20 protein-coding genes are annotated in these 19456 nt (G+C 45.3%); 7 read left to right on the top strand and 13 right to left on the bottom strand.

The genetic code is table 11. The features are described 5' to 3' along the window. Positions 1 to 240 precede the first annotated feature (240 nt). Together BT112_RS07200 and BT112_RS07195 are read right to left on the bottom strand one after the other, a co-directional pair. Positions 241 to 1023: a tetratricopeptide repeat protein gene (locus BT112_RS07200; RefSeq protein ID WP_245776995.1), complete on the bottom strand. Its 783-nt coding sequence runs from the start codon at positions 1021 to 1023 to the stop codon at positions 241 to 243. Then, positions 998 to 1420, bottom strand: coding sequence for a hypothetical protein (locus BT112_RS07195; protein ID WP_072316678.1), 423 nt, complete (start codon positions 1418 to 1420; stop codon positions 998 to 1000). Before BT112_RS07195 ends, BT112_RS07200 begins: the two co-directional genes overlap by 26 nt. 236 nt (positions 1421 to 1656) lie before the next feature. On the opposite strand from BT112_RS07195, the gene BT112_RS07190 reads away from it, so the two are divergent. Continuing rightward, the gene (locus BT112_RS07190) at positions 1657 to 2217 is read left to right on the top strand and encodes a GNAT family N-acetyltransferase (RefSeq protein ID WP_072316677.1); all 561 of its coding nucleotides are present in this window, start codon (positions 1657 to 1659) and stop codon (positions 2215 to 2217) included. Positions 2218 to 2255: 38 nt separating this feature from the next. Here BT112_RS07190 and BT112_RS07185 read toward each other — a convergent pair whose 3' ends face one another. The 3 genes from BT112_RS07185 to BT112_RS07175 form a co-directional block, all read right to left on the bottom strand. Next, entirely contained in the window at positions 2256 to 2921 is a 666-nt protein-coding gene (locus BT112_RS07185) for a DUF2461 domain-containing protein (protein WP_072316676.1), read from the bottom strand. A gap of 96 nt (positions 2922 to 3017) precedes the next feature. Continuing rightward, positions 3018 to 3470, bottom strand: a complete 453-nt coding sequence (locus BT112_RS07180) for a hypothetical protein (RefSeq protein ID WP_072316675.1) — start codon at positions 3468 to 3470, stop codon at positions 3018 to 3020. A gap of 42 nt (positions 3471 to 3512) precedes the next feature. Next, on the bottom strand, positions 3513 to 4496 hold the full coding sequence (locus BT112_RS07175; RefSeq protein WP_083564831.1) for a phosphotransferase: 984 nt from the start codon (positions 4494 to 4496) through the stop codon (positions 3513 to 3515). 255 nt (positions 4497 to 4751) lie between these two features. Between BT112_RS07175 and BT112_RS07170 the strand changes: the two genes are divergently transcribed. Then, positions 4752 to 5210: a hypothetical protein gene (locus BT112_RS07170; protein WP_072316674.1), complete on the top strand. Its 459-nt coding sequence runs from the start codon at positions 4752 to 4754 to the stop codon at positions 5208 to 5210. Between the two features lie 90 nt (positions 5211 to 5300). Here BT112_RS07170 and BT112_RS07165 read toward each other — a convergent pair whose 3' ends face one another. Then, a complete protein-coding gene (locus tag BT112_RS07165) occupies positions 5301 to 6008 on the bottom strand; it encodes a GNAT family N-acetyltransferase (RefSeq protein ID WP_072316735.1) in 708 nt (235 codons plus the stop codon). Between the two features lie 238 nt (positions 6009 to 6246). On the opposite strand from BT112_RS07165, the gene BT112_RS07160 reads away from it, so the two are divergent. Continuing rightward, positions 6247 to 8232, top strand: a complete 1986-nt coding sequence (locus BT112_RS07160; protein ID WP_072316673.1) for a sialate O-acetylesterase — start codon at positions 6247 to 6249, stop codon at positions 8230 to 8232. Positions 8233 to 8317: 85 nt separating this feature from the next. Here BT112_RS07160 and dgt read toward each other — a convergent pair whose 3' ends face one another. The 5 genes from dgt to BT112_RS07135 all read right to left on the bottom strand — a co-directional run bounded on the left by dgt (position 8318) and on the right by BT112_RS07135 (position 14757). Further along, positions 8318 to 9664 carry a dGTP triphosphohydrolase gene (dgt, locus tag BT112_RS07155; protein WP_072316734.1) on the bottom strand — a complete coding sequence of 449 codons (1347 nt, stop codon included), beginning with the start codon at positions 9662 to 9664 and terminating at the stop codon, positions 8318 to 8320. Further along, entirely contained in the window at positions 9664 to 10173 is a 510-nt protein-coding gene (locus tag BT112_RS07150) for an RDD family protein (protein WP_072316672.1), read from the bottom strand. Before BT112_RS07150 ends, dgt begins: the two co-directional genes overlap by 1 nt. 107 nt (positions 10174 to 10280) lie before the next feature. Beyond that, on the bottom strand, positions 10281 to 12728 hold the full coding sequence (locus BT112_RS07145) for a ribonucleoside-diphosphate reductase subunit alpha (RefSeq protein ID WP_072316671.1): 2448 nt from the start codon (positions 12726 to 12728) through the stop codon (positions 10281 to 10283). 100 nt (positions 12729 to 12828) lie between these two features. Next, positions 12829 to 13815 carry a ribonucleotide-diphosphate reductase subunit beta gene (locus tag BT112_RS07140; protein ID WP_072316670.1) on the bottom strand — a complete coding sequence of 329 codons (987 nt, stop codon included), beginning with the start codon at positions 13813 to 13815 and terminating at the stop codon, positions 12829 to 12831. 372 nt (positions 13816 to 14187) lie between these two features. Continuing rightward, on the bottom strand, positions 14188 to 14757 hold the full coding sequence (locus BT112_RS07135) for a DUF3109 family protein (protein ID WP_072316669.1): 570 nt from the start codon (positions 14755 to 14757) through the stop codon (positions 14188 to 14190). 188 nt (positions 14758 to 14945) lie between these two features. Between BT112_RS07135 and BT112_RS07130 the strand changes: the two genes are divergently transcribed. The 4 genes from BT112_RS07130 (at position 14946) to BT112_RS07115 (ending at position 17349) form a co-directional block, all read left to right on the top strand. Next, positions 14946 to 15734, top strand: coding sequence for a glycerophosphodiester phosphodiesterase (locus BT112_RS07130; RefSeq protein ID WP_072316668.1), 789 nt, complete (start codon positions 14946 to 14948; stop codon positions 15732 to 15734). A gap of 137 nt (positions 15735 to 15871) precedes the next feature. Continuing rightward, positions 15872 to 16444 (top strand): MarC family protein, encoded by a 573-nt coding sequence (locus BT112_RS07125; protein ID WP_072316667.1) that lies wholly within the window; start codon positions 15872 to 15874, stop codon positions 16442 to 16444. A 99-nt stretch (positions 16445 to 16543) separates the two neighbouring features. Continuing rightward, entirely contained in the window at positions 16544 to 16747 is a 204-nt protein-coding gene (locus tag BT112_RS07120) for a hypothetical protein (RefSeq protein ID WP_072316666.1), read from the top strand. Continuing rightward, complete coding sequence (locus tag BT112_RS07115; RefSeq protein WP_072316665.1) at positions 16747 to 17349, top strand: FAD-dependent oxidoreductase; 603 nt, start codon at positions 16747 to 16749, stop codon at positions 17347 to 17349. The genes BT112_RS07120 and BT112_RS07115 overlap by 1 nt, the downstream gene beginning before the upstream one ends. Before the next feature lie 57 nt (positions 17350 to 17406). On the opposite strand, the gene BT112_RS07110 is transcribed toward BT112_RS07115, so the two are convergent. Together BT112_RS07110 and BT112_RS07105 are read right to left on the bottom strand one after the other, a co-directional pair. Next, positions 17407 to 19026, bottom strand: a complete 1620-nt coding sequence (locus tag BT112_RS07110) for a S41 family peptidase (RefSeq protein ID WP_072316664.1) — start codon at positions 19024 to 19026, stop codon at positions 17407 to 17409. Next, on the bottom strand, positions 19016 to 19456 hold the full coding sequence (locus tag BT112_RS07105; RefSeq protein ID WP_072316663.1) for a deoxycytidylate deaminase: 441 nt from the start codon (positions 19454 to 19456) through the stop codon (positions 19016 to 19018). Before BT112_RS07105 ends, BT112_RS07110 begins: the two co-directional genes overlap by 11 nt.

Here is a 19456-nt window from a genome sequence, read left to right as displayed (position 1 = left end):
TCCATAGCAGAAATGGTGGCTACTCCGCCCCGATTCTTATATTCTATTATCTTACTGCTTGCAGCATTTTTCCAATATCAACCAGACACAAACTAAAGATTTAACTGAACCCGTTGTGCATTATAGTTTGAAAGACGTCATCCTAATAGCCCTGTCGAAGGATCTTTACTGATAGAAGAAGATGTTTCGACAGGCTCAACATGACGTAAACAATGATTTTTATTCATATGCATAACGGGTTTAATTGAGCGATTTTTTGAATGCCAAAATCTCCGAAAGATAAATTTCATTCAGGTATTCATTATACACATCATCCCTTTTATGTGAGATAGTATGTGCTGCCTTTTCTATAAAATTTTTGGCTTTTTCTTTCTCTCCAAGGCGAAGATGGACCTTTGCCAACCCGAAATAGGCTTCGCATATTTTGTCGGATTGTTTGAGCGCTCTTTGAAATTCTTTTATCGATTTCTCATGGTTTCTCAGTTCGTAATGACATAGGCCGAGGTAGACAAAGGTTTGTACATCTGCCCAATCTTCTCCCTGATTTTCTATGCTCCGTTCAAAAAGCTTGATGGCGTGGGTATAATCTTTCTTCCCAAAATAGCATTCTCCTCTAAGAAAATCAATATCCTCTCCCCATGGAGCATCCACAAAATTGGGTGTTAAACTATCGAGCCTGTTAAAATCGGAAAGAGCCTTCTCATAATCCCGCATCTTACGCAACCGTATCCAACCCCGATATCCAAGGTATTCGCGGGGATTTAAATCCACTGCTCTATCGAGATATTGAAATCCTGTCTGAAAATCTCCTGCTTTATTAAAGGCTACGGAGCGTTCCATCAATGCCTTACTATTTTCCTGATTGTATTGCAAAGCTGCTTCATAAGTACCGATTTGCACTAACAAATCCGATTTTTCACTATCTCCTCTACTGCTCCACCATAACACACCTGTTCCTATGAGCAGTATTAACGGGATAAAAACTATAATAATGTACTTAAAATATCTCTTCAATTTTCCCATCTTTTATTTTAAAACGAATAAGGTTGTACGTTTTTAATTCCTTATCCCGCTTCCAGTCTTTAAGTTCTATAGCTATCATTTGGAGCTCCCGAGCCAGCTCACCTTGGTTAAAACTGGTTTTCTGATAATCTTTATCTATTTCAAAAACTTCCATATCACAGAGTTTTCCGGTTTTGGAAATATGTAAGCGCAAGGTTATAAAACCGTCCACAGGGTAAATATTATTTGTATACTCCTGAAGTTCTGCGAATGCCCTCCGGATGGTTATATTTTCTCCTTCCACCCTACTGTTTATTCCGTTATACCAATATGGAAGTGACCTTTCCCCACACTCCGGTTGATCTTCGGAGAAGGAAAAAAAGAGGATGACAAGGATTAATACAAAAGGTGTTTTCATCTTTACCCGATATTAATATTCTTACAAGATAAGATCATCATATCTATTTTTCAAATATTTTTCTCTATACTTGTTAAGCCTCATCAAGGTTTATAAAATATCAGATTATTATAATTTCCTTTTTTACTACTATCCCCTATAACAGAAGCATGGACCATCACCCCGATTCTTACATCCCGTAACCCTGCATCGGCAAAACATACTTACCTTTGCACAACATCAAACCCTGTAGGTATATGGTGATCCGAAAAGCGACAAAAGAAGACTCCGGCATTATTGCCAGGTATATTATGCTGGCCATGGAGGATATCGCATACGAAATGACCGGGAGACATGACCCCCACGAAGTCACGGCATTCCTGGAAGATCTGGTACGCCGGGAAGATAACCAATATACTTATGCCCATTGCTGGGTTGCAGAAGTCTCGGGGGAAATTGCCGGAATGGCATTGGTCTATGACGGGGCGTTGCTGGATGAACTTCGTCGTCCTGTTGCCGAAAGCATCCGCCAGAGGTATAACCGCAGCTTTACGCTGGAAAAAGAGACCCAGGCAGGGGAATTCTATATAGACTGTATCGCGGTTAACCCTGCCATGCAGGGAAAAGGTATAGGTTCTGCCCTCCTGCGGTTCCTGGTGGCAGAATATGTAACCAGACAGGGTGAGGTACTGGGATTGCTCGTAGACCGGGAAAACCCGAATGCCCGGAAACTATACCTGAAAACAGGATTTACCGTCTCCGGAGAAAAAATCCTGGCCGGAAAAAGCATGGAACACCTGCAATACACGAAGCGCTGACTTCTTGTGTCAATTAGCCCAACGTAAAAATACATCGGTTACAGCAAGGAAACCCCGTTGAGATCGGTAGTAAGGACATCGCTCATATAGTTGAAATAAGGGCGTATGGCCCGGAATGACTTATCGGCTTCTTCGGGAAATTTCGGGTCCAGAACCTGCTTGTCGGTGAAGTTCCTGGTAAAAAAATACTGTTTCTTCCGGATCAGGTCTATAGCAGGGTGCTCTTTACTAAACCCTTTAGGTGCCGATTTTACCTCATCGCCCTGGATGTGACCCCAGATGGCTTGAAAGGCCTTACTGTTCATAATTTCCCTCATTTCGGAAGCATCGGTCTCGAATTCTTTGCGAATACGCTTCAGATCGCCTTTCTCCGGATTCCAGAAACCTGTGGCTAAAAACGAACCTCCGGGCTCTATATGCAGGTAATACCCGCCACGATATTCGGGTTTCTGACGGTGAAAAGAAATACCGAAGTGTGTCTTGTACGGTTGTTTATTGGCAGAAAACCTGACGTCGCGGTATATCCGGAAAATCTTGAAATCGTCAACGGCATCATGCGTTTTGAGCAGATCGTATAGCATGTCGGCTACTTTTTTCACCTCTGCCTGTGCCGCCTGAAACCTCTTTTTATTGTCGTTGAACCAGTCACGATTATTATTGGCTTTCAGGTCTTTGAGAAAATCAAGAGTTTCTACAGAAATCATACTAAGTGCTTTTGTGTAATCAAAGTTAGGGATTTAATTTTGTACTATCCGATTTTTTAGCATGCCTGAACCCTGCAAACATTACATCCCTGGCAGTTACGGCAACCGGACATATTTTTCTATGTTGATATGGTTTACGCCCAGGGCCTCCACGGCTTCGATACCCCTGGTGATTAGGGTATCGTCTCTGATCTCGTATTGCAGGGTAAAGTCGTTACCCTCCCATTCCCGGACATTAAAATACTCGAGATGCTCGGTATATTGGTTTCCCTTCACCGTATAACTACCCCCGCCGGCAACAAAGACCGCACTACTGTCTTTGCCATGACCGAGGTCGTGCCGCAGAAAGGCAAAATGGGTGTCGTTGATTATTTTTATCATCTCCTGCCCTTGGGTATAGTCGGTATGTACCGTATCTTTTCCTTGTATGGTGGTACCGGACAGCAGTTTCCAGGTTCCCTGCAGGGACGACTTTTCTCCGGCTCCACTTCCACTACAGGCTTGTAATACCATACATACGATGGCGATGTAGAAATATATTGTTTTCATATCAAACGGTTTTGGTCAGTATTATAGAATATAACATGCTGTTCAGGTTAAAGGTACATTATAATAATCGATCCAGCTTTTGATACGCCCGACATACATTTTCAGATAATTTTCGGAAAGAAATATATTAGACCAATCGAAACGCTGCACCTGCACACCGAGATAGAAGATCCAGATGAGTACAGCGGCTTCGGGGATATGCTTTAATTCTTCTTCCGATAAGGGCCGGACACTGCGATACCCGTCTAAAATAAGTTGCTCTTTTTGCTTGTATGCCCGCTTGTCTGCTTCGATATGAAACAGCTGTTTACAGCAATAGGCTATATCGAGCAGCAACGGACCGTTACCACAAAAGTCAAAATCAAAAAGGGTGATGGTATTATCCTTGCCGACACTCATGTTATCATACCACATATCGAGATGAACAACTCCACGAGGCCAATCTTCCCAGTGATTCTTTTGCAATCTTTCGGAAAGCTGCCACCCTGCTTTCTTTATAAACTGTATCTCCGCAAGTGTATCGGGAAAAAACGTACGGATACGCTCATAAGCGGTAGTTACAAGAGTTTCGGTACGGTATGTAACACGTGCTATATCCAGATGTTCCGTAATGGTATGCATTTTTCCCATGCAGGAACCGATAGCCGTGTAGGTTTCGTCGTTCATAAACCTGACTTTTGCTCCGCTGGCATAGGAAAAAAGCACCGCCAGACGCATTCCTTCCGGAGCGTGGATTTCCTGCAAAAAGTTTCCTTTTCTGTCCGCAACAGGATAAGACACCCCGATCCCTCTTTCTTTGAGCAGTAGCAACAAACGGAGTTCTTCGGTGATTTCCTCCCGGGTACGCCATTGGTAACAATACACACGGAAGATGTATCGTGTATTACCATGGCACACGAGGTAGCTATGGTTCATACCGGTACGGAGCAGTGTACAGGTCGTATCTTCTTCAAAAGCATAGGTTTTGCAGACCAGCTTACACAGGGCATCTGCAGAAACCGTAGAGGTCATTACAGGAAAAGTCATAGTTATCATATACAAATTCCCCGCGATGCCCATTCGGGGAAGTACACATTAAGCATCGTCTTTTTGGCATCCGGGATAGCCATTATCCTTTATCGGGCTAAAAGAATTATACAAATAACGTACAATTCGTACAGGTAAAATCATATTCAGAAGCATTTTCCATACTAAAAGACAAAAAAATCCGATATTTGTTAAAAGGACGCAACTTCTCACATGAGTATGCGTCATTACCACAAACCGATAAACTCATAAACTATGAACTTACGTATCCTGTCTTTTTTCGTACTGGCTGTACTGGTCATGTCGTGTTCCGATGATGACAACAACCCGGATGTAGACAATCCGCTACTCAACAATTCCTATCCCCAGACCTGGAAGTTAATCCGGATGAGCACCGGCGAACAGGATTCCGTAACTACAGGTGAGGATATGGAATGGCAGGAAACCTATGTGCTCAACGATGATGATACTTTTGTAAAAACAAGGGTAACAGCAGATGAAACCTTAACCGGAAGCGGAACGTATGTACTGATACTGGAGGATACCCAGTCTGGCGTGTCTCTTACTTTTGAAGATAATGACAATTCCATCATCGGTACATGTGCCACGGATGACAAAGAATTCCTCCGGCTGAATACCGAAGAAGGTATCCTTGTGAGTAACTGGCAGGAATGCGATGGCCCCGGGCTCTTCTATGAGATCTCATCGGAGTAACCAGCCACACAACCGGCAACGCTTATAAACATCTATTACATTATAGTTGAGGGCTCATGAACATACCGGAGCCCTCATTTTTTTTGCCCGTCATCGCACTGCATTTGCCTGTGTTGCCGTAGTACCGATGAGGTTCCAGAAACTCATCTTCCGGCGATATGCAAATCCCAGCCGTTCGTATAACTTTATAGCCCGCTCATTCGATGAAGCTACGTGAAGATATGGTGTTTTCCCTTCGGCGAGGATACGGCTACAGGTGTGTGAGACCAGTTGCCCCGCGTAGCCCCTGCCCGTATGTTCGGGGTGCGTAATTACGGCACTTATTTCGGTAAAGGCGTTCATCTTCATACGTTCGCCGGTCACAGCCACAAGGCGGTTATCCCTGTATATCCCGTAATACGTGCCCATAGAAAAAGTATTTTCCTTAAAATATCCCGGTTGTACAAGGTTGACCAGACGGATCAGGTCGTCTCTATGTGCTTCTTCGAGCATTATAATCGGTTCTGTAATAGTTACCGGAACCGGATGCTGAAGCACCATCTGGTCACAGACCAATTCGTTGTGCAGGATAACGGTATCCTCAAAACAGGGACGGTCTCCCACAACAAAAAAATGAGACGTCTGCCGGGCATAATCTGTTATTTCGGCCGGGGAGCACGTATTCAAAAATCCGCCAAAAGGACAAACATCAGGAGTAAAAAATGCCATGGATTGATAAGGCATACGAAAATGGCGCTGGTGCTCCTGAAGTGCATACCAGACCGGGTTGTCTAACGGAGCCAAGGTTTCGGATAACATAACAGTACCTTTGATGAACCGCAAATATAAGCTCATAAATGCTTTAAAAATACAGAATCAACATGCTGTTTTTGTGAAATTGTAAAAAACTACCGCCAAAAAGATTCCGAGCTTACGTAAAAATCCGTACATTGGTAGTCAATAAGACTATATGCTTTTTATATGTAATGAACTCATAGGAAGCATTCACCTGAAAAGGGGGCTATTTCTCTTGGGTTCTCCAACTAAAACATGACCAATGACTTACAAACATTACAGAAGCGCGCTTTGCCTGATCGTTTCGTGTTTATTCACAGCAGTTTCTTTCGGACAGATCCGGCTTCCACGACTCATCAGCGATGGTATGGTGCTGCAACGCGACCAGAACGTACGGGTATGGGGCTGGGCATCTCCCGGAGAATCGGTAAAGCTGACCCTCGATGGGAAAACCGTGCATACCAAAACCGATGAAGACGGAGCATGGGAAATGCTCCTCCCCGCCATGAAAGCAGGCGGTCCGTATACGATAACCCTCGAAGGACAAAACAGGATTGTACTGAAGAATGTGGTATTCGGCGAAGTCTGGGTGTGTTCCGGACAATCGAATATGGAACTCACCATGGCCCGGGTACGCGACAACTATGCAGATGTCGTACAACAGGCCGATATGCCGGACATAAGACAGTTTCTGGTTCCGGATCAATTCGACTTTAAAAAAGAAAACAAGGACCTGGAAGAAGGATACTGGGAAAGTGCCTCTCCGGATAATATCTCCGGTTTTTCGGCCGTTGCTTACTTTTTTGCCCTGGAGCTGTATGCAAAATACCAGGTTCCCATAGGGCTTATCAATGCAGCTCTCGGGGGATCTCCCGTAGAAGCATGGATGTCTGAAGAAGCATTAAAGGACTTCCCGGACTCGTATGCCGAACTCCAAAAGTTTAAGGATGATGCCCTGATCCGAAAAATCGAAACCGAAGACCGGGAACGGGCGGCTGCCTGGCACGACACTCTTAACAAAAAGGACCGGGGATTTACGGCTCCTATCCCCTGGAGTGAAACCGATGTACCGGACAAAGATTGGGACAGCATGGAGATCCCGGGGTTTTGGGCCAATAAGGAACAATTCCGCAGGAATGAAGAAGGGCATGAAGTGTTTCAGCCCGGGCATACACAAAACGGGGTAGTCTGGTTTCGTAAAACCATAGACCTCACAGCAGATAAAGCAGGTAAACCTGCAAGTTTGTGGATGGGGCGTATCGTAGACCAGGATTATACGTATGTAAACGGCCAACAGGTGGGCACTACAGGCTACCAGTATCCTCCGCGAAAATATACCGTAGCACCGGGGATATTAAAAGAAGGACGTAATGTCATTACCATACGGGTGATTAACAACGGCGGAAAAGGTGGTTTTGTCAAAGACAAACCTTATTTCCTGGCTATAGACGGCGATACCATAGACCTTAAAGGTTTATGGAAATACAAGCCCGGCGTTGCTATGTCTCCTATGCCGGGACAAACTTTTGTACGCTGGAAACCGGGAGGGCTCTACAACAAAATGATCGCCCCCTTACTCCCCTACACCATAAGAGGGATAATCTGGTACCAGGGGGAGTCTAACACCGGCGATCCGGGTAAATACGCCAGGACATTCCCGGCCATGATAAAAAGCTGGCGCAAGGCATGGAAACAGGGGGATTTTCCTTTTCTCTATGTACAACTGGCCAACTTTATGGAAGAGACCGACACCCCGGTAGAAAGCAACTGGGCTGTGCTGCGACAGGCACAACTACAGGCCCTGTCGCTCCCCGAAACCGGTATGGCCATCATTACAGACATCGGGGAGTGGAACGACATACACCCGTTAAACAAGAAAGATGTAGGCTACCGGCTGGCATTGCTCGCCCGGAAGATCGCCTATAAGGAAAAAGGATTAACAGCGTCCGGGCCTATAGCCACCAAAGCCGCTTTTAAGAGAGACCAGGTATCCGTAACCTTTGATGCTGCCGGAAGAGGATTAACCACGCGAGACGGAAACACACCCCAATATTTTGCCCTCTCCGAAGACGGAAAGACGTTTGTCTGGGCCAAAGCGGAGATCACCGGGAAAAATACGGTTAGGGTATGGAATAACCGTGTTAAGTATCCTGTGGCCGTACGGTATGCCTGGGCCAATAATCCGGCTACCGCCAACCTGTATTCCGAAGACGGACTTCCGGCCAGTCCTTTCGAACTCCGGAAGTAATTGCGGATCATTCATTTGCGATGCAAAAAAGGCATATATCTTTTCAATTCAAGATATATGCCTTTTTTATACGATCCGGGAACACTTAATTGATCTGTCCCCCACCGATCTTGTTGTAAATCCCCACTACCCTGCCATCGGTAAGGCTGGCCACAAAACAACTGACCCCGAGCAGGCAACAGTATTCCGAAGTAAAGCCGTGACGGTATTTTTCCGGGATAAGTTGCAGTACCAGCTTATCATAATGTGTTTCTTCGCCCTGCAACTTGTGCAGGGCAGCTTTACAAAACACATCCAACAGTTTCTCCACGATAGCATAACCTGCGATTTCCTTTTCGGTAACCTCCTCGGATTTATATATTTTTTCGACACTGAGTTTTATAATATCATTAACCTGTGCCTTATAGATGGAACGGTCCAGTAACGACACGGAAAATTCGCCTCGCAATATCGCATCTTCATTTTCGATAAACACTCTGGCCGCTTCTTCGATAAGGGTATGTATAGCCAACGCCCTGAGATAACTGATACGGTCTTCCTTGGTTTTCAGTTCGCCGTATTTTCCGGTATTGATACGGTCTTTTACGAGTTTTATCAGGTATTCCAGTGCATATTCCTCATCGATAAGCCCCAGGTTAATACCGTCTTCGAAATCGATGATGGTATAACAGATATCATCAGCCGCTTCCACGAGAAATGCAAGGGGATGACGGGCATAGGAAACCGCTTCGCCGCTACGGGTAACTTTAAGGTTGAGTTCGGTAGCCACCTCCTCGAAAAATGCCTTTTCGGACTGGAAAAAACCAAACTTTTTATCGGCAATGTGTGATGTAGGCTTCTTGGGGAGCGCCCCTTTGGGGTATTTGGTAAAAGCTCCCAGTGTAGCGTAACTCAACCGTAATCCACCCTGTACACCTTCGCGGCTTTCGGTAAGGATCTTGAAACCGTTGGCATTACCTTCGAAGTCTATAAGATCCTGGTATTCTTCGGCCGTAAGCAACTCCCGGTATGCAGCACCTCTACCGCTTTTAAAGAACGAGCCTATGGCTTTTTCCCCACTGTGCCCGAAAGGCGGATTACCGATGTCGTGTGCCAGTGCGGCGGCGGCGACTATAGCTCCGAAATCGTTAAAACGGTATCCGTGCACTTCCTTGAGATACGGATGTTTTTCCAGTACTTTCATCCCCACTATACGCCCCAGGCTACGCCCTACCACAGAGACTTCCATACTATGAGTAAGCCGGGTGTGGACAAAATCGGTTTTGGACAGGGGGATAACCTGTGTTTTGTCTTGCAGACTTCGGAAAGAGGAAGAAAATATGATTCGGTCATAATCGACTTCAAACCCCAGGCGGATTTCTTCCTGTTCTTTACGCAACCTCTTATTGCGGTCTCCCTGTCGTCTCAGGGATAAAAGTTCTTCCCATTGCATCATAGTTCCTGTGTATTTGTGCCCAGTTGGTCGAGCCCTTGCTGTATTTGTTTTTCTTCTTCGTATTTCTTGATATCCACTACAAACGTCTTGGGTATGGAATCGTGCCAGCCCCGGCCCTCGCTACCGAGAAAAGAGAAGGCCTCGAATGGTATAAGACGACATAAACTTCTTAAAAAAGCCTGCCCGAAATCTATCTTTTGCTCATCTTCATTAATCACCGTAGTATTCGTTACAAGTTTGCCAATAGTCCTTCCTGTAGTGGCCTCCATAACCGTATAATACAACAGGGTAAGCAAAATGCTGAACAGCAGTTCTTCAAATGCATTCATCTGTTCTATAAAGACAAGAAAATCATGTATGCCGAGAAATTCGGAAATTATGTATGCGAAGATACCGAGCAAAAAAGTCACTATATAAATGATAATACGGTCTACAACCAGATTGGCCAGACGTTTGCCCTTGGAGGCATAAGCCTTTTCGGACGGGTAATGGTATTTTCTTTGCATGATTTGGTTTATGTCATCATACCGGGATCAACCGGTATTTCAAAACCCCGAAACGCCTTTGGACAAAGCCGCTTCGGGGTTGTATATTCACTTTTATAATACCGTTGTTATGACCCGCACATCAGACAGTCATCGTCTTCGTTCTCCCGGGACTTAGACAACATTTCGCGTAACTCCTCCGGGGTAAGCGGCTCTACGGCCACCGGCTGGATTTGCGGGGCCTGCTGTGTTATTGTGGCCGCCTCGACAGGTACTTCGGCATCTTTGGGTTGCGGAGCAGCTTTCTTGCTGTTATCCAGTGTAAATTTAATCGCATCTACTGCCGACTTGGTTCTCAGATAATACATTCCGGTCTTTAATCCGCTCTTCCAGGCATAGAAATGCATGGAGGTAAGTTTGGCAAAATTGGCATTCTCCATAAACAGGTTAAGCGATTGCGACTGGTCTATAAAATAACCGCGCTGACGGGACATGTCGATAATATCTTTCATACTCAACTCCCAAACGGTCTTGTAAAGGTCTTTGATATCCTGTGGTATTCCGTCGATATGCTGTACAGACCCGTTGGCACGCATAAGCTCCTGCTTGAGCTCTTCGGTCCACAAGCCGAGATTTACCAGGTCTTCCAGCAGGTGCTTGTTTACAACGATAAACTCGCCGGACAATACCCTCCGGGTGTAGATATTAGAGGTGTAGGGTTCGAAACACTCGTTGTTACCCAGTATCTGCGAGGTCGAAGCGGTAGGCATAGGTGCTACCAGAAGCGAGTTGCGCACACCGTGTTTCAGCACATCTTTTCGCAGCTTTGCCCAGTTCCACCTTCCGCTGAGTTCTTCATCTTTTATCCCCCACAGGTTAAACTGGAATTCTCCTTTAGATATCGGGGAACCTTCGTAAGTCTGGTATGCTCCTTCTTCTTTGGCCATTTCCATAGAAGCGGTTACGGCGGCAAAATAGATGGTCTCGAAGATCTCCTGGTTTAAGGTCTTGGCCTCATCGGAGGTAAAAGGCATTCTCAACCGAATAAACGTATCGGCAAGTCCCTGTACCCCGAGCCCGATAGGGCGATGGCGGAAGTTGGAATTCTCCGCTTCCTTCACCGGGTAATAGTTGCGGTCTATCACCCTGTTGAGGTTACGGGTAACCCGCTTGGTAACCTTGAAAAGTTCTTTATGATCGAATTCTTCGCCTTTTATAAACATCGGCAACGCTATGGAAGCCAGGTTACATACGGCAACCTCCTCGGGAGAGGTATATTCCATAATCTCGGTGCACAGGTTGGAAGAGCGGATAACCCCCAGATTCTTCTGGTTGGACTTACGGTTAGCGGCATCTTTGTAAAGCATATACGGTGTCCCGGTCTCTATCTGTGACTCCAGTATTTTCTCCCACAGGTCTCTGGCCTTAATGGTCTTTCTGCCCTTTCCTTCGGCTTCGTATTTCTCGTATTTTGCTTCGAACTCTTCGCCATAGCTATTAAAAAGCCCCGGGCATTCGTTCGGGCACATCAGGGTCCAGTCGCCGTTTTGCTCCACTCTCTTCATAAACAGGTCCGGGATCCACATGGCATAAAAAAGGTCTCTGGCACGCATTTCTTCTTTTCCGTGGTTTTTCTTCAGATCGAGAAAATCCATGATATCGGCATGCCACGGTTCTACGTAAATGGCAAAACTTCCTTTGCGCTTACCACCACCCTGATCTACGTAACGGGCCGTGTCGTTATATACCCGGAGCATAGGCACTATACCATTGGACGTACCATTGGTACCGGCAATATAGCTCCCGGTAGCACGCACGTTATGTATGGAAAGACCGATGCCTCCTGCAGATTGTGAAATCTTGGCGGTTTGTTTTAAGGTATCGTAAATTCCGTCGATACTATCGTCTTTCATGGCCAGCAAAAAGCACGAAGACATTTGCGGTTTAGGGGTACCGGAATTAAAAAGGGTCGGCGTAGCGTGTGTAAAATATTTTTTGGACATGAGCTCATAGGTTTCTACGACGCTTTCCATGTCATGGAGATGGATACCCACCGCAACCCGCATAAGCATGTGTTGCGGACGCTCGGCAATCTTACCGTTGAGTTTGAGCAGGTAGGAACGCTCCAGGGTCTTGAACCCGAAATAATCATAGCCGAAATCGCGGTTGTATATAATGGTAGAGTCCAAAGTATCTGCATGTTCCTGAACTACCTTATACACCTCATCGGACAACAGCGGTGCTTTTTTTCCGGTACGGGGATTGACATAATTATAGAGATCGGCCATTGTCTCCGAGAAGGACTTCTTGGTATTTTTATGCAGGTTGGAAACCGATATCCTTGCGGCAAGCTTGGCGTAATCCGGGTGGGTGGTAGTCATCGTGGCTGCTATTTCCGCAGCGAGATTATCGAGTTCCGAAGTGGTAACCCCATCATACAATCCTTCGATGACCCGCATCGCAACCTTTACAGGATCCACCAAAGGGTTAAGCCCGTAACACAATTTTCGTACCCGCGCAGTGATCTTGTCGAACATCACAGGCTCTTTTCTACCGTCTCTTTTAATTACATACATACCGCTACTGTTTTTTAATTGAATATTCTACATAATGATCCGGCATTCCGGACCGCTACAATCCGGGATGCCTGTTTTATACATTCCGTATGGTTAATGCTTAGAAGTCCGCATCGAAGCTGATCTTCTGGGAATCATTGTCTTTATCTTTGTTGAGTACACCCGCCTTCTGGTACTCGGATACTCTTTTTTCGAAGAAGTTCGTTTTTCCCTGGAGGGAAATCATGTCCATAAAGTCGAACGGGTTGGTGGAATTGTACACTTTTTCACATTCGAGCTCTACGAGCAGACGATCGGTAACAAACTCGAGGTATTGCGTCATCAACTTCGAGTTCATCCCGATAAGACTCACCGGAAGGGACTCTGTGATAAACTCCCTTTCTATATTCAGAGCGTCCACGATGATATCCTTGATACGCGATTTCGAAACCTTGTTTACCAGGTGATTGTTATGCAGGTGCACGGCAAAATCGCAGTGCATTCCTTCGTCTCTTGAGATCAGCTCATTGGAAAAAGTCAGTCCCGGCATAAGACCACGCTTTTTCAGCCAGAAGATAGAGCAGAATGCCCCGGAGAAGAAAATACCTTCAACGGCAGCAAAAGCAATAAGCCTTTCGGCAAAAGAATCGGACTCTATCCAACGCAATGCCCATTCCGCTTTTTTCTTAATTGCAGGAAAAACCTCGATAGCTTTAAACAGGTTATTCTTCTCCCCTTCTTCCTTAACATACGTATCGATAAGTAGCGAGTACGTCTCGGAATGAATGTTTTCCATCATAATCTGGAAACCATAGAAAAATTTTGCTTCGGAATACTGCACCTCGTTAACAAAATTTTCAGCGAGATTTTCGTTGACAATACCATCAGAAGCCGCAAAAAACGCCAGGATATGTTTTATAAAATAACGCTCGTCATCGTTCAGCTTATTGTTCCAGTCATTCAGATCCTGGTGAAGATCTATTTCTTCCGCGGTCCAGAAACAAGCTTCCTGTTTCTTGTACCAGTCCCAGATATCGTGGTGCTGGATCGGAAAAATGACAAACCTGTCTTTGTTCTCTTGTAAAATCGGCTCTGTAGTAACTGACATTGTCTTCTCGTTTTAAGGGAGTTAATATTTCGTTAAATCGGGGTAGCTGGGACTAACAAAGATTGCAAAATGTCGTTAGAAATGAAAGGTGAAAACCGTGCTTTCCGGCAAAAGTTTTTAACAGTGACTGTTGAAATGTTTTTCGGGCACAGCTTTTTATCATCCTCACAAAATACTAACTAACAACATATTACAACACCTTATTTTCCTTTCAATTTTTAAATATATTCTAAATAATTCCTTACTTTTAAAGCAAAAGAAAGATACTGTCCTTTACAAAATAACGCTGTAAGGACAACGACAATTCTTCTATATTTTTATGTAAAATCCGGACCGGAGACCCCGGTCGCACTGACTTTTGCCCAGAAACTTTTACGCTTCCAGTCCGCGGGCCACTTCTTCGAGCTCCCGGTACCAGTCTTCTCCGAATTTGCGGATCAGAGCATCTTTTACAAACTTGTACACAGGTACCTGCAATTCTTTGCCAAGGGTACAGGCATCGTCACAAATATGCCATTTGTGATAGTTGACCGCAGAAAACTGGGAATAGTCCTTGATCCGGACAGGGTATAAATGACAGGAAACCGGTTTTTTCCACGAAACCTTTTTTTGGTTGTAGGCTTCTTCTATACCACAAAGCGCCGTTCCTTTCCCGTCAAATATCACGTATGCGCATTCGCTTTCATTGACCAGGGGCGTTTCCCAGTCGCCATCTTCTCCTTTTACAAAGGTTCCTTGCGCTTCTATGGCAGCTACGCCTTCCTTTCTCAAAAAGGGCTTGACATCTTCGTAAATATCATCGAGAATGGCCGTTTCCTCTTTATCGAGAGGGGCTCCGGCATCGCCGTCTACACAACAGGCCCCTTTACAGGCCGACAGGTTACAAACGAAATCTTCTTCGAGGATCTCTTCGGATACTATGGTTTTTCCTAACTGAAACATGGCACAAAGATAGAATTATTTGACATTAGCCACAGACAATATTTGAGGAGTTGGATATTCCGGTACTTATATCCGTCAAAAGACATGTATTCCCTGCTTAACACTACCGTAACCTTAAATTAGTACATCCGGGCCATCTATCACCGATAATTTTGCTAAATTAGCCCGGTTCCTTACTTAAGAGCGTCATGAAAAAATTTTGCCTTATTTTTATCATTACTATGATGTACAACGGTTCTGCCGAAGTCTATGCCCAGGAAGGACAAGACTTTCACAGCAATAAGGTCATCGCCCACCGTGGCGCATTCAAGAAAAACGGATACCCGGAAAACTCTCTGGCCTCCTTGCAGCAAGCCGTAAAACTGGGCTGTGAAGGATCGGAATTCGACGTTTGGATGACCAAAGACGGTATATTGGTAGTTAACCATGATGCAGACTTCGAAGGCATGCACATCGAAGATTCCACTTATGAAGAGTTGCTACAGAAGATGCATCCCAACGGCGAGAATATCCCAACGGCCGAAGCTTATCTTTTGGAAGGTATGAAACAACACGGCACCAAACTGATTTTTGAGATCAAGCCCTCCAAAGACAAAGCCCTCGGACTGGAGTTGGCAGAAAAATCCGTTGCCCTGGTACACCGGATCCAGGCCCGGGAATGGGTGGACTACATCAGTTTCGATTATGATATCTGCAAAAAAGTAATGGCCCTCGACCCCAAAGCCAACGTCGCCTACCTTAATGGCGACCTCTCTCCGGAAGCACTGAAAAAAGACGGCTTTTTCGGTCTCGACTATCACCTGCAAGTACTAAAGAAACATCCGGGATGGATAAAAGAAGCCAAAGCACTGGGACTCACCATCAATGCATGGACCGTTAACAAACCGGAAGACATGAAGTGGCTCCTGGAGCAAGGCGCGGACTTTATCACTACAAACGAACCGGAACTGCTCCTGGACATTATAAAACAAAAGTAAACTTAAAGTACGGTATATCAAAAACATACCACCCACAGCAGCACCGGGTATTTCTTATCGATTTTTTTACATTCCAGTCCTTTTTTATCCGGGGGATATAACTACTTTTGCCATCATTTTTTTAAATTGGTGCTATTATGGAATTTGACGTTAAGGAAATCGCGACAGCCACAATGGTATTATTTGCCGTTATTGACATTATAGGAAGTATTCCGATTATCATCGGGCTGCGGGAAAAGGTCGGACATATACAATCGGAAAAGGCTTCGGTCGTAGCCGGTATCATTATGATCGCCTTTTTGTTCGTCGGTGAAAAAATACTGAGTCTTATAGGTATCGATGTGTATTCGTTTGCCGTAGCCGGATCGTTTATTATTTTCTTCCTCGCCATAGAGATGATCCTGGGTATTACACTGTATAACGATGATGCGCCGGAAACGGCCTCCGTAGTGCCACTTGCATTTCCGCTGATCGCAGGGGCAGGGACCATGACCTCTATCTTATCGTTACGGGCAGAGTATCATGTGGAAAATATTATCCTGGCCATTATCATCAATATCCTCTTTGTATATATCGTTCTCAAATCTTCCAAAAAGATAGAACGCATGCTCGGAAAATCAGGACTGGGTATCATCCGGAAGATATTCGGGGTCGTTCTTCTGGCTATTGCCGTAAAGCTCTTTGCCAGCAACGTAGCCAACCTCTTTTAGAAAGGTACGTCTTTTCGGATATTTCAGATACTCCCCCCGGATTAGATCCGGGGTTATCGAATTCTTTGTACCTTTGCGATGACAAAAAAATGAGTTTTCATGAAATATTTCATTCTTGTACTTATCCTTGCAGCCATAGGGCTTATTGCTTATAACGTAACTCTTGTAGACTTCAGTGCACCGCTGGAGGGGGACAGCACGATAGCCCTTATCGGTATCGTATCTGCGCTCTGCGCGATACTTCTTCTTGTTATTTTCTCGGTTTCCAAAAAGATACAGGACAAAATCAAAGACAAAGGCTAATGTTTGATGCTCTTATCATAGGCGGAGGAGCAGCCGGGATGCAATGTGCACTTATTCTCGGATCTGCACGGAAAACCGCTTACGCCGGTGACAAAAAAACAGGGATTATCATACACCAGAAAGCATCGCACCTGCAAAGTGCCTTGCTGAACAACGCCCTGGGAATACCTCCCGGAACCACGGGGATGGACATCCTAAAGCAAGGGCAGGAGCACCTCGCCTCTACCTATCCCGATATAACGCAGATCGCAAAAGAGAAAGTAAAATCCGTCACGGGAGAAGCCGGAGATTTTACGGTAACGACCAACAAAAACTCATATAAAGCCAGGATTATTGTCGTTGCACTGGGATACACCGATCTTTTTAACATCGACGGCCTGAACGAATATCTTATACCACACCGAATGTCACCGGCGGAGAAAAACCGCAAAGAACTCCGGAATACCAATCACCTTGTTAAAGAGGGAATATACGTAGCGGGAACGCTTGCCGGATGGCGCAGCCAGTTTGCTATAGCTGCCGGAAGCGGCGCACAGGTTGCCACCGACATTCTTACGTTATGGAATAACGGTAAGGACAGCAAGGTACACGACAAGATATAAAGCCCGGACTACCTGTTTTTATCAGGCATGTATCTTTGGTCTGTTTTGAGAAAGTTATTATTCTTCCTCTTCGGAACGACTTATCTCCACCACTTTGGTAATGGCATGATCCCCGCTGTTGAGGATACGCACATGGGCTGCACTGCCGTAAAGCTGCTCGGCTATAGTTGCTTTGATATGCTTCTTGAGATTGTCCTTATATTTGGAAAAATCAATCCTGGAGAAATCCACCCCTATCAATCCCCTGTTACGCATACCGTAATTCACGAAAGCCTCGATCAGGTCATCCCCTATGGTCACCTCACGTAAAAAACGTTCCTCATCGTATTCCTCATACAAATCCCGGTCTTTGTCCAGATATTCGAACACAAAATACGACAGAAATCCGTTCTGAAGAATATAATTCAGGGCTTCTTCTTCGAGATCCGAACCTAACGGAATAAAGACGTCGGGGATAATGCCCCCGCCTCCATAGACAACCTTCCCTTTGGGTGTGGTAAATTTCAGCGAATCCTCGACATGAATACTGTCAGCCGAGGTCAGCTCTCCGTTGTAATAACGCTCGTAAAAACTGTGGTAATAATCGTCTATCCCCTTATCATAGGACCGCTGTATAGATCTTCCCGTGGGCGTATAGTACCTAGACACGGTAAGCCGCACCGAAGAACCATCTCCGAGAGCCATTTCGCGCTGTACGAGACCTTTCCCGAAAGAACGCCTCCCCACAATCACGCCCTTGTCATTATCCTGCAGCGCTCCCGCAATGATCTCACTGGCTGAGGCCGATTTTTCATTGATGAGCACATAGACTTTCCCGTCTTCGAAATCTCCTCTGGAAGTTGCAAAAGTCTTTCGGATCTCCCCTTTTTTATTTTTGGTGAAAAGAATTAGCTTATCTTCTTCCAGGAATTCATCCACAATCTCTTCGGCAACCCCCATATATCCGCCGGGATTATCACGAAGATCGAGCACCAGTTCCTTTGCTCCATGCCGCTTCAGCACATGGAGTGCTTCCTTGAACTCCTTATAGGTACTTTCTGCAAAACGATTGATCTTTACATAGCCCAGCGTATCGGTGAGCATATAGAAGGCATCGACGCTTCGGATCGGAATTTTGCTCCGTTCTATCGTAAAAGTAAGCAGCGAATCGATACTTTTCCGGTACACTTTTACCGCTACGGGAGTCCCGGAGGTACCTCTTAGTTTTTTGACCAGATCATTGCTGCGGATATCCTTGCCGTAAAGGGTATCGTTATCCACATACAGAATACGGTCGCCGGGTACTATGCCGACTTCCATACTCGGGCCTCCCTCTATGGTACGAATGACGGCAAGGGTATCTTTGTACATATAAAAACTCACACCTATACCCACAAAATCTCCCTGCATATTCTCTGCTACCCGCTGGCGGTCTTCACGGGGAATATATACGGAATGCGGATCGAGCTTTTCGAGGATCTCATTAACAGTGACATCTACAATACTATCGGTATTGATATCATCGACATACTCATAGTCGATATAATCGATAAGCCTGTTGAGTTTTTCTTTTTTGGAATTGGATGAAAAGAGTTTCTGGGGAGCCTCCCGGAAATTGATCTTCCCCCCGATAAGCACACCGGCGGCCAGCGCAAAAGCGATGAGCAGCGGCAGCCATATTTTCCTTTCATTCTTCATATTCTTCCAGGTTTGGCATATGTACTAATTCAACGCCGGCTTTGGCGAGAAATTGTAACCCGGAATCATCTTTATAAGCCTGGTGATACACCACTCTTACAATTCCGGCCTGATGGACTAATTTACTACATTCTTTGCAGGGAGACAAGGTGATATACAAAGTTGCCCCGTTACAGGACTGTGCAGAAGAAGCGACCTTCAGAATAGCATTGGCTTCGGCATGAAGCACATACCACTTGGTATAACCCTCATCGTCTTCGCAAATATTCTCAAACCCCGTAGGCGTTCCGTTATACCCGTCCGAAATAATCATACGGTCCTTAACGATGATCGCCCCCACCTGTCTTCTTTTACAATAGGAAAGCTTACTCCATTCCATGGCCATCCTGAGATAGGCCCGGTCATATTTTTTCTGTTTCTTTTCTGACAT

Origin of the sequence: Sinomicrobium oceani (assembly GCF_900119185.1) — a bacterium.
Taxonomy (GTDB): domain Bacteria; phylum Bacteroidota; class Bacteroidia; order Flavobacteriales; family Flavobacteriaceae; genus Sinomicrobium; species Sinomicrobium oceani.
This window is presented reverse-complemented; position numbering and strand designations above follow the sequence as displayed.